Origin of the sequence: Actinoplanes couchii, from assembly GCF_016862075.1 — a bacterium.
GTDB classification, from domain to species: domain Bacteria; phylum Actinomycetota; class Actinomycetes; order Mycobacteriales; family Micromonosporaceae; genus Actinoplanes; species Actinoplanes couchii.
Window position 1 is genome coordinate 49633 of the sequence record NZ_BOMG01000044.1, and the last position, 13759, is coordinate 63391.

Annotated in this window: 9 protein-coding genes; 3 read left to right on the top strand and 6 right to left on the bottom strand. The window is 69.4% G+C overall.

Going from position 1 to position 13759, the window contains the following annotated elements; translation table 11 throughout:
• Positions 1-153: 153 nt before the first annotated feature.
• Positions 154-6156 (top strand): LamG-like jellyroll fold domain-containing protein, encoded by a 6003-nt coding sequence (locus Aco03nite_RS16705; protein WP_203796256.1) that lies wholly within the window; start codon positions 154-156, stop codon positions 6154-6156.
• A 135-nt stretch (positions 6157-6291) separates the two neighbouring features.
• Entirely contained in the window at positions 6292-6789 is a 498-nt protein-coding gene (locus Aco03nite_RS16710) for a phospholipase (protein WP_203796258.1), read from the top strand.
• Positions 6790-6846: 57 nt separating this feature from the next.
• Here Aco03nite_RS16710 and Aco03nite_RS16715 read toward each other — a convergent pair whose 3' ends face one another.
• Entirely contained in the window at positions 6847-7935 is a 1089-nt protein-coding gene (locus Aco03nite_RS16715; RefSeq protein WP_203796260.1) for a glycoside hydrolase family 19 protein, read from the bottom strand.
• Positions 7936-8167: 232 nt separating this feature from the next.
• Between Aco03nite_RS16715 and Aco03nite_RS16720 the strand changes: the two genes are divergently transcribed.
• Positions 8168-9193, top strand: a complete 1026-nt coding sequence (locus tag Aco03nite_RS16720) for a hypothetical protein (protein WP_203796262.1) — start codon at positions 8168-8170, stop codon at positions 9191-9193.
• 15 nt (positions 9194-9208) lie between these two features.
• Here Aco03nite_RS16720 and Aco03nite_RS16725 read toward each other — a convergent pair whose 3' ends face one another.
• From Aco03nite_RS16725 to Aco03nite_RS16745, 5 genes are all read right to left on the bottom strand, one after another.
• Positions 9209-9691: a hypothetical protein gene (locus Aco03nite_RS16725; protein ID WP_203796264.1), complete on the bottom strand. Its 483-nt coding sequence runs from the start codon at positions 9689-9691 to the stop codon at positions 9209-9211.
• A gap of 135 nt (positions 9692-9826) precedes the next feature.
• A complete protein-coding gene (locus Aco03nite_RS16730; protein ID WP_203796266.1) occupies positions 9827-10330 on the bottom strand; it encodes an SRPBCC family protein in 504 nt (167 codons plus the stop codon).
• A 61-nt stretch (positions 10331-10391) separates the two neighbouring features.
• The gene (locus Aco03nite_RS16735) at positions 10392-11717 is read right to left on the bottom strand and encodes an LLM class flavin-dependent oxidoreductase (protein WP_203796268.1); all 1326 of its coding nucleotides are present in this window, start codon (positions 11715-11717) and stop codon (positions 10392-10394) included.
• A gap of 18 nt (positions 11718-11735) precedes the next feature.
• Complete coding sequence (locus Aco03nite_RS16740; protein ID WP_203796270.1) at positions 11736-12857, bottom strand: acyl-CoA dehydrogenase family protein; 1122 nt, start codon at positions 12855-12857, stop codon at positions 11736-11738.
• The gene (locus tag Aco03nite_RS16745) at positions 12854-13747 is read right to left on the bottom strand and encodes a haloalkane dehalogenase (RefSeq protein WP_203796272.1); all 894 of its coding nucleotides are present in this window, start codon (positions 13745-13747) and stop codon (positions 12854-12856) included. Before Aco03nite_RS16745 ends, Aco03nite_RS16740 begins: the two co-directional genes overlap by 4 nt.
• Positions 13748-13759 lie beyond the last annotated feature (12 nt).

Here is a 13759-nt window from a genome sequence, read left to right on the forward strand (position 1 = left end):
AGAATGCCGCCACATACAACACTGGCGACAGGTTGTCCAGGAGACTTCACACGACATTTTTAGGGGTCAATCAGATAATGCAATAGGAGGGGCGCGCGTCTCGATTGACGACGGCTTACTATGTCGTTCTTCCCGACACCTTTGAAGGGCATCATGCCGTCACTATGGACGCATCGGCGCCGCCTGCCTCTGGCATCCGCGGTCGCCATATTGCTCACCGCCGGAACGGTCGTCGCGCCGGCGCCGGCTCATGCGGAACCGAAGACTCCGGCACCGGCCGATCCGGTCGCCTCGGCGATCGGCAAGGCCCGGGACGAGGGTGATCCGATCCCGGTGCCCTCGCTCACCGACGAGTACTCGACGACGTCGGCGAACCCGGACGGGTCGCTGACCGCGATCTACTCCTCCGCCCCGCAGCGGGTGAAGCAGGACGGTGCCTGGGTGCCCGTCGACACCACCCTGGTCAAGCGCAAGGACGGCACATTCGGTCCACGGGCGGCGAACACCGAGCTGTCGATCTCCGGCGGTGGCGGCACCAGCCTGCTGTCGATGTCGGACGGTAAGCGGAAGCTGGCCTTCTCCTGGACCGGCAAGCTGCCCACGCCGGTCGTTTCCGGCGACACCGCCACCTACCGTGACGTGCTGCCCGACGTAGACCTGCAGGTGATCGCGGACGCGACCGGCTACTCGTCGATGCTTGTCGTGAAGACTCCCGAGGCGGCCGCCGACCCCGCACTTCAAAAGATCGATTTCGGACTTTCCGGTACGGGGGTCAAGCTCGCCGAGACCGCCAACGGTGGGGCCGAGGCGATCGACACGAAGTCCGGTGAGCGGATCTTCCACACCGACACCGCACTGATGTGGGACAGCACCCCGGAGAAGGGCGCGCCCGCCCCGCCCACCGGCGCCGATCTCACCCCGCAGGAGGCCCGGATCGCGGCCGGCAGTCTGGGCCGGAACCGGGCGAAGGTCCAGGTCGGGATCGCCGGCGGCAAGCAGACCCTGGTGCCGGACCGGAAGCTGCTGACCGCGAAGAGCACGAAGTTCCCGGTCTACATCGACCCGTACTGGTCGGGTTCGCCGAGTAAGTCGCAGCTGCAGTGGGCCCGGATCTCCAGCAACGGCTGGAACGTGTACAACTCGACCTCCACCACCGGCGCGACGAGCGCCCGGGTCGGCTGGGACAACTGGGCCGGCGGCGGCGGGGAACGGGCCCGCACGTACTACCAGATGAACACCGCCGGCATCAAGGGCGCGGAGATCTACGAAGCCAACATGTACGTGGTGCACCGCTGGTCGGCGTCCTGCTACAACACCGCGTCGGTGATCTACGGGGTCGGCGCCATCGCGTCCTGGAACGCCTCCGGCCTGTACTGGGGCAAGGAGCCGTTGAAGAAGACCGGCGTGCTGTCCACGGTCAACGCCCAGGAACTGGACTGCGGCACCAGCAAGGTGCGCCCCAGCCCGGCCAGTCTGAACTTCAACGTGCTCGGCTTCATCAAGCCGCTGGCCGCCGGCCAGTCGAACAACGCGACGTTCATGGTCGAGGCCAAGAACATGAACGACGCCTACCACTGGAAGCAGCTCGGGTACGGCGGCGGCGCGACGCTGTCGGTGCGGTACAGCTACAAACCGAAGTTCACCAACGGCACCGGAAACCCGCAGGTCACCCCGTCGGTGGTGGACCAGGGCCGGATCGTGACCACGTCGCGGACCCCCACCCTGACCGCGCACGGCTACAGCCCCAAGATGAACGGCCACCAGGAGAACGTCCGGATCACGTACCAGGTGTTCGACAACGCCGGCACCCAGATCCGCACCGGATACGGGCCGGGCAGCGGCTACAACCTCAACGGCAGCGCCTGGACGGTGACGCCGGCCCTGGGCAACGGCACCTACTCCTGGCGGGCGTCGATCAAGAACGAGTCCGGGCTGGACGGTGGTGTCTGGTCACAGGGCCAGACCTTCCACGTCGACACCGAGGCGCCGAAGGCCCCACCTGTCGTCTCCGCCCAGTTCCCACCCGACATGATGGGCGGCTCGTACACCGATCCCGGGGTCTTCCAGTTCGCCAACGACCGTACGAACAACGTGGTCGGCTACCTGTTCTCCCTCGACGGTGACCTCGCGAACGTCACCTACGCCGCGAACAAGGGCACGGCGTGGACGGCGGCCACCGTACCCACCCCCGGGAAGGTCTACTTCGCGACTGCCGACAACGCCGCCGGCACCGGCACCGCCGTGATCAACGGCACCGCGGGGGTGCGGTTCGCTCCGGGCACCGCGGGGGCGCACCGGGTCTTCGTCAAGGCGGTCGACCAGGGCGGTTCGACGTCACCGCAGACCACGTACTCGTTCTACGCCGGCACCACGTCGCCGTTCTATGCGGCCGGCAACGACATGGTCACCGGATGGACCGCGAACAACACCGACGGCACCACGACAGTGGTCCCGCCGGCCACCCTGACCAGCACCGGCGGCTTCCTGAAGACGCAGCCCAGCTACCCCGGCTGGTACTTCCACACCGGACAGCAAGGCATGCTGGCCGACATCGACACCACCCGCCGGGTCGCGGTCGGCGACTCCGCGGTCTTCCAATTCAACATCCCCGCGGCCGGCGTGTACGAGTTGGGTGCGAGCCTGATGACCGCGACCAACTACGGCGTCTACAACCTGACCTTGGACAAGGGCTGGACGAGTGAGACACCGCTGGTGCGGGGCTTCGACGCGTACAACGCCCGCAACTCGGTCACGTTCCGCAACTTCGGGATCGCCGCCGACAGTGGCGGTACCGCCCGCGTCCTGCACAAGGGCCTGCACACCATCACGCTCACGGTGATCGGCAAGAACGCCGCGTCCGGCGGGCACATGGCCGGCCTCGACGTGCTGCGGCTCGCCCCGGTGCCGACCTGCTCGGTCGACAACACCACCAGCTGTCTCAACAACACCGCGATCAGCACCCTCACCGAGGGCACCACGCCCTCGGTGACCAGGGCCGACGCCGACGGTGGCGGCAGCAGCTTCGAGGCCGCGCACCTCAAGGCGGCCGGCTGGAACCCGGGCGGCACGGTGAATGTCAACGGCGCGCCCATCAAACTGCCCGCCACGTTCGGTGACGGCCGGAACGACAACATGCTCTCCTCGGGGCAGATCGTCACGGTGCCGCCCACCGGCGTGGTCAACCGGGGCAACGCGGTGGTCTTCGTCGGATTCACCACGAACGGCCCGATCCGGGACGCCACCGGCACGATCACGTACGCCCAGACCAGCTGCGGCATGAAGAGCCAGTCGTTCACCCTCCAGTCGCTCGCCGACTGGACGACCACCCCGGCCTCCGAGACGGTGTTCACCGCGCCCACCGCCAACAAGGGCACCGCGACCCGGAGCGCCGTCCCGATCAGCATGTTCGCCACCAGCGTCCCGCTGGCCTGTCCCGGCGCGGTCGTCTCCGGCATCACGCTGCCGCTGGTCACCAACGTGGCGCAGGCCGGACGCCCGGCCCTGCACCTCCTCGGCCTGGGGATCCGCCAGGTCTCGACAGCCGGCGGTGACCGCTGGGTCGGTAGCTGGGCCGCGGCCCAGGACACCGCCGTGGTGCAGTCGTACCCGACACCCGGCGCGCCGACCGTGGACGCCACGCTCGACGAGCAGACCGTCCGTGTCCCGGTGCATCTGAGCATCGGCACCCGCGGTCCCCAGAAGGTCCGGATCCGGGTGGCCAACAGTCTCGGCAAGACCCCGATCACGCTGGACTCGGTCTCCATCGCGCCGCGGGCCGACGGGGCGGCTGCGGCCTCCGCGCCGGTGGCGCTCCGTTTCAGCGGCTCGAAGTCGATCACCCTGGCGGCCGGCGCCGACATCGTCAGCGACCCGGTGCCGTTCTCCGCGCCCGATCGCGCGGTGGTGCTGCTCAGTGCCAAGGTCCGCGGGAAGATCAGCAAGGTGCCGGGGCACCAGGACGGCAAGACCCCGGTGTACCTCAGCGCCGCGGACGGCGTCGACCGCACCCTGGACACCGCGGGCACCGGCTTCAGCACGTCCACCGTCACCGGGATCCCGTTCCTGGCCGGTGTCGACGTCACCACACCCGCCGACAAGCCGTCCGGCGCCCTGGTGCTGTACGGCGACCACACCGTCAACGCCGACACCGTGACCGCCACCGGCGAGGGCCGGCTCGACAGCCGGATCGCCGAGCAGCTGTTCTGGGCGCCGAACGGCAGCGGGACCGTGCCGTTCGGCGTACTCAATCTGGGTAGCAGTGCGTGGGCCAACCGGGGCCAACTGCCGAGCGGGGGCGCCGTCACACCGGAGAACGCCATCGCCGCCGTGGACCGGGCGATCCTGAACCAGTCCAATGTCCGGACCGTGCTGATCTCGGCGGGTTCCAGCGATCTACTGGCCTGCACCGCCACCACCGCCGACGCGTGCGCCACCGCTGTCCAGACCAAGCTGATCGCGCTGACCTCCCAGCTGCGCAAGGTCAAGACGGATGACGCGAACACCTCAGGCGTCGTGCTCCAGAACAAGACCGGTGGGCTGCGCATCTATGTGGCCACGTTGCCGCCGTTCGCCAAGCCGGCGACACCGGTACAGGAGGCCGCGCGGAAGCTGGTCAACGAGTTCATCGCCGGCACCGCACCGGGGTCGGACCAGCTCCAGGGGTACGCCGACGACGTGATCAACTTCGCCGCGGCGGTCTCCGTCGACGGTGACCACCTGTCCGACCGGATCCACGAGGACTACCTGTGGAGGGACAGCACCTCGGTGTTCCCGAGCGACTTCTTCTACGTGGCGCTCGCCAAGCAGTACCTCGCCGATGCCGACCCGTCGGACTGGATCGTCGACGACCCCACACCCGTCGAGCCCGCCGTCGCCGAGTGGAAGCTCGGTGAGGGCAGTGGAACCGACGGCCGGGACACCGGCTGGGGTGTCGGCCCCGACCGCGGTCTCAGCCACGCGAAGCTGCACGACGTCGCCTGGGCCGACGGGCGGCTGACCGGCCGCAAGGCCGCCCGGTTCGACGGGACCGGCAGCTACGGCGACACCGGACTGCTCCTCAACACCACCCGCAGTTTCACGGTGAGCGCCTGGGCCCGGCTGACCGACAAGTCCGCCGACCGCACCGTCATCGCCCGGGGTGGCGACGGGAACTCCGCGCTCTACTTCCAGTACCAGCAGTCCAGTGACCACTGGCGGGCCGTGATGCCGTCGGCGGCCACCGGAGCCGACGTCGTCTGGCACAACGCGGAGTCGTCAACGGTCGCCCGAACCGGCGTGTGGACTCATCTGGCCGCGGTCTACGACGCCGAACTGAAGTCGCTCACCCTCTACGTCGACGGGGCGGCCGACACCTCGGCTGCGGACGTCACCCCGTTCGCCGACCTGACCGTGCCGACCTGGATCGGCCGGGGCGCCGGCTCCTGGTTCGCCGGCGACCTGGCCGAGGTGCGGGTGTGGAACCGGGCCGTCAACGACGCCGAGGTATCGGCGCTGGCCCAGCCGGAGATGACGGCCAACTGGCAGTTCGAGGACGACAGCGACGCCACGATCGCCAAGGACTGGAGCTTCCACGGCAACGACGGCCGGCTCACCGGCGGCGCTGCCTACACCTACCCGGGGCACCCCAGCTTCGGCGACATCGGCGCGGTACGGCTCAACGGCGGCTCCGCCCACGTCACGTCGAAGCCGCTGCTGCGTACCGACCAGTCGTTCTCGGTCGCGGCGTGGGCCCGGCTGACCACCGCCGACCAGCGCAGCGCCACGGTGCTGAGCCAGGAGGGTGACCACACCGGACGGTTCATGCTCCAGCGTGGCGGGGACTGCGCCTGCTGGCGGGTCGTGATGACCGGATCGGACAGTGTGAACCCGGCGGTCACCGTCGCGCAGGCGCCGGCCGGTGTGCAGCTGAACACCTGGACGCATCTGGCCGCCACGTACGACGTGACGACCGGAAGGATTTCGCTGTACGTCAACGGCGAGCTGTCCGGTGAGGGGCAGTCGACAGGCACCCCGTGGCACGCCGGCGGCTCGTTCACGGCGGGCCGGACCCGCTGGAACGACCAGGCCGCCGACTTCTTCCCCGGTGACCTGGACGCGGTGCACGTCTACCAGGGCGTGATCACCCCGGAGACGGTGAAGGAGCTGGGCACCGTCTAGCCGACGATCACAGGGGCGCCCGGCACTCGCCGGGCGCCCCTTTTTACGGATTGGCCGGAATCGGGCTCTGGACTTAATGATCGTTCATCTACCCGCCGGTAGCCTGAGCGCTCGAGCCGTCCGAAGGAGCCCTCGATGCCCGGTTTCCCCCGACTTCTCGCTCTGGCCGCCACTGTCGCCGTCGTTCTCGGGACGGCCTCCCCCGCCCACGCCGCGACAGCCGCCGGGAAGGCCGCCGTCCTCGCCTCCCTCACCCAGACCACCGCCGCGTCCTACGACAGGTGGAACACGGCCCGGCAGAGCCCGGACGACTACGGCTTCGACTGGGGCACCGACTACTGCTCGCTCAGCCCCGACCGGCCGCTGGGTTTCGACTTCCGGCTCTCCTGCCACCGCCACGACTTCGGCTACCGCAACCACAAGGCGGCCGACGCCTTCACCGGCGCCGCCAAGGACCGGATCGACGACGCCTTCTACGGCGACCTCAAACGCAAGTGTTCGACCTACCGGCCCGCGGTCCGGCCGGCCTGCCGGACCCTGGCCCTGACGTACTACCGGGCCGTCCAGATCTTCGGCTCGACGGCGTCGGTCACCCAGACCGATCTGGACACCGCAGCCGAACTGATCGGCTGAGCCCTGACACATGGAATGGGGCCGGCGGAAGATCCGCCGGCCCCATTCCGTGTGCTGTCAGCAGTACAGGTTGCCGCCCGGGGTCACACCCAGGATCCCGGCGAAGCGGTTGTACGCGTCGACCCGGCTCTGCACCTGGGCGGGGTTGCCGCCGTTGCACTCCAGGGCGCCGTTGATGCTGCGGATGGTCTCGCCGAAGCCGCGGCCGTTGACGATCGCCTCGTGCGGGGTCATGGTGCCGGGACCGCGCTGGGTCATCCAGTACCAGACCGCCGTCTGGTAGGCCACCGACGCCTCGTTCTTGACCCGGTCCGGGTTGTTCAGCAGGTCGATGCCGAGCGCGTCACCGGCCGCCTTGTAGTTGAAGTTCCAGCTCAGCTGGATCGGGCCACGACCGTGGTAGGCGCTCTGCCCGGCCGGGCAGCCGTAGGGCTGGTTGCGGTCGCAGTAGAGCGGCCAGTTCGCCTGGTTCAGCTCCTCGACGTAGACCAGGCCGCCGGACTCGTGGTTGACGTTGGCGAGGAAGGCCGCGGCCTCCTGGCGCTTGACCGTGTCGCTGCCGGTGGTGGTGAAGGCCGGGAACTTCTTCACGGCATCGATCAGACCGGCGTACGAGTAGAAGGCGATCCGGTTCGGGAACATCTGGTTGAACTGCGCCTCGGTCACCGGGAAGCTGCCGTTTCCGGTGGGCGGCGGGGTGGTGGTCCCGGAACAGGTGTACGGCGACCAGTACCAGGTGCTGATCACCGGGTCGTACCCCGGGTTCTCGTGGGTGGCCTGGTAGTACTGCCCGTTGGTGTACTTCACGATCGCGCCGGCCGGGTAGAACTGCCCGGCCACCCAGCTCGGGTGGTTGCAGTTGCCGGACGGCGGCGGGGTGGTGGTGCCGCCACCGCAGGAGCCGTTGTCACTCCACACGCCGGACCCTCCGGTACTGGGCGTCTCGCCCTGGGTCCACCACTTGGCGGTCCAGTTGTGCCCACTGTACGAGGCCCGCTGGCCGCCGGTGTAGACCGCCGAACCGCTGTACGCCGCGGCGCAGGCCTCGGCCGCGTGCGACGCGGTCATCGGCATGAGCGCGGCGGCGGCCCCGGCCACCGCGACACCGATCGTGGCCATGATCGACAACACCCTTTTTCTGGGCATGCTTCACCTTCCGTACGTCTCGGTACGCACTGGCGCGAGGGGGATGAGTGGTACATCGACTCAACTAGATCAATAGACCCGCAGTCAAGACATCTGTTAAGAAAGTTCAAAAATAAACCGCGCGACAAGCGATCGACAGCCGACGGCGGAGGCCGTATGTTAGGCGCGATTCGTCAGCTGCCCAATCTCCGGACGACGCGCTTCGCTTGGACAACGTGGGGAGTTCGCCACAGTGCCTGACCGGAAAGCCGAGCGATCGAGCCGACTACGGATCGGCGGATGGCTCGCATCCCGCGACGACACCGCCGGAGACAACCGGCCCGCCCTGCCCGGCCGGCCACCCGCACGGGCCCTGCCGCCCGGCCCCGGCCACGCCGCCCGCGACATCGCCGCCGCCGCCACCGCCGCCGAGATCGGCAGGCACCGCGCCGGACGCCGCTGGTGGCGGCTGGCCGCGGCAGCAGCCGCGGGCACCGTCACGGTGATCGCCATCGTGCAGAACACCGGCGGCGACCAGCCGACCACCCTACCCGCCGCGGCCCCCGGCCCGGTGTGGCCCGCCGACCCGAGCGCCACCTGGTCCCTGTCGCCGCCCGGCCAGGCGACCATCTCGCTGGAGCCGTCCAGCCCGGCGCCGTCCCCGTCCACCGGGGCGACAAGCGCCCGGCCCGTGCCGACGACGACCACGCCCAGCCCGCCGAAGGCGAACCCGGCCCCGGTCAGACCGGCCCTGACCGTCTCCGCGGGCCAGGTGCCGACCCTGGTCGACCTGAGCGCCGAGGGCACCCGGGACTGGGTGCACTTCGGCCTGGACGACCCGAGTTCGATCAACCGGCGGAGCAGCGGAAACTCGATCGAGGACCTGGGCACCACCGGCAGCCGCGGCCGCTACGAGAACAACCCGCAACGGTTCACCTGGTCCGGCGGCCGCCCGACCGGTGCGGCCGCCCGCACCCCCACCGGCGTCTACGCCTGCGGCGAGGGCTCCGGTTTCACCCTCCGGGTACCGGCCGGCCCGGCGACCCGGACCCTGCGCCTCTACGCCGGAGTCTGGATGGCCGGCGGCAAGCTGACCACGACCCTGAACGGCCTGACCCGGACCAGAACCCTGGAGAACCGGGAGGCGATCAGCACCAACCGCTTCGAGATCAAGTTCCGGGCCCCCGCCGGCAGCAAACTGACCCTGACCTGGAAAGCCACCGACGTCTACCACCCCACCTGCGGCAACGTCGACATGCAGGCCGCCACCCTCAGCTAGGACAGGGTCTCCGGGTCAGATCTTCGGAGCGGACCTCGCTCGTGACAGCAGGTCGGAGAACCACCCGGCCTCGTCGATCGGGACGAACTCGACGGTGGCCCAGAACTTCCCGGCGACCGCGATCTGCGGCGACTCGCTGCTCACCGATCGGACCCCACCGGAATCGGTGAAGTACACCGTGACGTTCTCGAATCCCGTCCCTGGCCGGCCGGTCTCGACAGCGCCCTGCCGGACACACCGCCCGGCGTCGCCGCCACTACGAATGCCCTCGCAGGTACCGGTCGGCTCCGCGGAGAACTCCACAACGGCCCACACACTCGGGTCACCGAAGGTGTAGCTGTCCGCGACGACACCCGTCTGCAGGCCGGCTGACATTTCGGTCAGGCCGGCCGGCTGGGTCATGGGCACGTAGGAGTACCCGGGAGCACCGGAAGCACGTGCCTTCTCGATCACCAGAACGCTTTCCAGCAGTCTGCCGTCCGGAACCGAGGGATCCACGGCACGAGTGTCGGGCTGTTGCGGCTCGACCGACGACTGGCATGCCGCCAGCAGGATCCCGACAACGGACGCGGCAAGAACAATCGGTCCCGTTCGTCTTCCGTCTACCGGCATGGTCATCTATTTAGCACGGGCTCAGGACAGGGTGCCGACCAGTGCCTCGTAGTGGGGCTTCATCGCCGGGTAGTAGTCGTCGAAACTCGGCTGGGGGGTGTTGTCCCGGGACGCGGTGAGCATGTCGAGGTAGTACTCCCAGCCCGGGCCGATCTCGCCTACCGCGCCGGTGCTGTCCAGGTGGTGCACCAGCTGGAGCTCGGTGATGCCGTCGGCGTGGGCCAGCAGCAGCTCCATCCGCCAGTCGCCGGACTCGTCGGTGGAGGACAGGGCCAGGCGGCGGGGTGGCTCGCACGCGTCGATGCGCATCTCCATCGTCGGCTGTTGTTCCTCGTACGACATCCGGACCTTGATCGTCTGACCTGCCCCCGGCTCGCCCTCCCACGGGCCGAACCACCGGGCTGTTCGATCAGAATCGGTCACGCTGGCCCAGACGTCCTCCAGGGGCGCCCGGAACGTCCGGCTGAGCACGAGGTCGTGGCCCAGCGCGGTCCGCAGCACCCGCCCGTTCGGTTCGCTAGTCATGCCGTCCTTCTGCCCAGGGAAGCCACGGTTCACGCCTGACAGTGATACGCCGGCACCCAAGTTACCGCGTGTACTGGTTCTCCGGTCTCGGCAAGCCGAGGTGTTCCCGGAACGTCGAACCGGTGTAGCCCTCCCGGAACAGGCCCCGTGCACGCAGGATCGGCACGACGGTCTCGGCGAACACGTCGATCCCGGCCGGCAGCGACGGCGGCATCACGTTGAAACCGTCCGCGGCGCCGCTGGTGAACCAGTCTTCGATGTGGTCGGCGACCTGCTCGGGGGTGCCGGCCAGCACCTTGTGGCCACGAGCGCCGGCCAGTTTGTGCAGCAGTTCGCGCAGGGTGGGTTTCTCACGGCGGACGATGTCGGCGTACACCTGGGTGCGGCTCTTGAGGTTGTCGGTCACGTCCCCCGCACCGGCGAAGGCCTCCTCCGGCACCCGCTCGTCCAGGTCGAGATAATCGAGGTCGACGTAGGCGAAGTCCTTGAGCTGCATCAGCCCGAACGCCGGCACGGTCAGCTCGTTCAACTCGGCCTGCAGGCGCAGCGCCTCCTCCTCGGTGCCGCCGATCACCGGGCTCAGACCGGGCAGGATCTTGACGTGTTCCGGGTCGCGGCCCCGGCCGGCGGCCTGCCGCTTGATGTCGGTGTAGAAGGCGCGGGCGTCGTCGATGTGCTGCTGGGCGGTGAAGATCGCCTCGGCGTACTTGGCGGCGAAGGCCCGGCCGTGGTTCGACGAACCGGCCTGGACCAGCACCGGATAGCCCTGCGGCGGGCGCGGGGTGGTGAGCGCGCCCTGGACACGGACGTGCCGGGAGTCGATCCCCGGGTGGTGGATGCGCGCCGGATCGAGGTAGCGGCCGGCCACCCGGTCCAGGCGGATCGCGTCGTCCTCCCAGCTGTCCCACAGCTTCAGCACGGCGTCGACGTATTCGTCGGCGCGTTCGTAGCGGGTCGCCGCGTCCGGGTTCCCGTCCAGACCGAAGTTGCGGGCGGCGGCGGGCGAGTCGGTGGTGACGATGTTCCAGCCGGCCCGGCCGCGGGAGAGATGGTCCAGGCTGGCCAGGGAGCGGGCCAACTGCCAGGGATGCGAGTACGTGGTAGACGCGGTGCCGATCAGCCCGATCCGCCGCGTGGCCCCGGCGATGACCGCCAGGGTCACCAGCGGGTCGAGCCGGCCCGCCGAGTTGAACTCGATGTTGTCGTCGAGTTTCGGGATGTCGGCGAGGAAGACCGCGTCGAAGGCGGCCGCCTCGGCCGTACGCGCCAGTTCGGTGTAGAACCCGGGGTCGAACATCCGGTCCGGTGTGGAACCGGGATGCCGCCAGGCCGCCTCGTGGTGGCCCGAGGCGAGGATGAACAGGTTCAGGTGGAGTTGGCGCGTCACAGCCGGTCGGTCTCCGTATCAGAAATAGGTGTTGTCGGGCAGGGTCTCGCCGTTGACCAGCAGGTCACCGATGGCGCGGTTCTTGAAGCGCACCGGGTTGTGCGAGACGACCGTGCGGATGTTGCGCCAGTGCCGGTCCAGGTTCGCCGACCGTTTGACCGCCGACGCCCCGCCGACCTCGAACAAGGCGGTGGCCGCGCGCAGTCCCAGGTCGTGCAGGACCACCTGGGCCTGGGAGGCGCGCAGCGCGGCCTCGTGCACGTCGTCCCCGGCCAGCACGTCGGCCGTCTCCAGCACGATCGCGGTGGCCGCCGCGGACAGCGCCGCGATCTCGCCGACCACCTCCTGCAGCACCGGGTCGTCCTTGGGCAGGTCGGCCGAGCCGTGGGTGAAACTGCGCCGGCGCGAGCGGATCAGGGCGACCGCGTCGTCCAGCACCGACCGCAGGTTCCCGGCCACCACCGCGTTCAGGTAGTGCTGGTAGAACGGCCCGAGGTGCCAGCGGTCGTAGTCCTCCGGCGGGAACGCCACCTCCCCGGCCGTCACCCGGGCGCCCTCGAAACGGGTGGTGCCGGTCGCGGTCAGGGACTGGCCGAAACCGTCCCAGTCGTCCTCCACGGTGATGCCGCCGGCGCCCAGCGTCAGCAGGGCGGACACCGGGACGCCGGTGTCGGTGACGCCAGTGACGAAGGTGTGGTCGGCGTACAGCGTGCCGGTCGAGTAGTACTTGGCGCCCTCGACCACGTACTCGTCACCGTCCGGCGTGAACGTCGTCGACTTGCCGTAGTCGCCGGCGTGTTTGGCGCCCAGTTCGTTGTTGCCGTTGCCGAACAGCTCACCGGCGGCCACCCGGGCGATCCAGCGCTGCCGTCGCGGCGAGTCGGGCCAGGTCAGGATGTCCTCGACCGTGCCGAAGTGGGCGCGCAGCAGGTGGCCGATGTTGGAGTCGGCGTGGCTCAGGCGTACCACCAGGTCGAAGAGATCCCGCACACTCGCACCGGCACCACCCTCGGCGACCGGCAGCCGGTGGGCGCCCAGCCGGGCCTGTTTGATCCAGGCGATCTGCTCGAACGGGGCGATGCCCTCGGCCTCGCGGTGGGCGGCGCCCTCGGCGATCCGGGCGATCAGGGCGGCGGTCACTTCCCGGCCCGCTCGATCAGCTCCAGCACGGCGTCGGCCAGCTTCTGCGGCTCCTCCTCCTGCACGAAGTGCACCGCGGCACCACCGGCGTGCACCTCGATGTTCGCCACGTTCGCCCGGATCCAGGCCTCGATCGTGGGCGTGAGCAGGAAGCCGGGCTCGTAGGTGAGCAGCGTCTTCGGGACGTCCGCCGACGTCTTCAGCCACTGTTCGCTCCGGGCCAGGAACTCCACGCTGGAGGCGGGGACACCGTCGATCGGCAGGTTGCGCGGGAACCGGATCAGGTGCGCGCGGGACTCCGGCGTCGGGAACGGCGCCTGGTAGACGGCCAGATCCTCGTCCGCGAGCGGCTGCAGGAACGCGCCGGGAAAGACCTGGGTCAGGAAACCGTTCTCCTCCACCACGAACTTCTCACCAGCGCCTGGCGTACGGATGAGCTGCTGCGCGCCGACGAAGGCCGCCGGCAGTGCCGCGGACTCGATGTCGCGGATGACCGGCTCGGCCAGCAGCACCGCGCGGACCCGATCGGGGTGGCGGGCGGCCCAGGAGACACCGAAGGCCGCGCCGTAGTCCTGCAGCACCAGGGTCACGTCGCGCAGGTCGAGGGCCTCGAACCAGGCGTCCAGGTAGCGCTCGTGGTCGGCCAGTTCGTAGGCGATGTCCGGGCGGCCGGAGTCGCCGAAACCGATCAGGTCGGGGGCCAGCAGGCGACCCTTGCCGGTCAGCTTCGGGAAGACGTGCCGGTACAGGTACGAGCTGGTCGGGCTGCCGTGCAGGAACACGATCGGCGCGCCCGAGCCCTGCTCGACGTGGTGCAGGAACGAGTCGAGCACGGGGACCTCGACACTCTTCGCGTCCGGTCCGAACGCTGCTGCTTCAATGGCGGTCACTGGTGCTCCTGG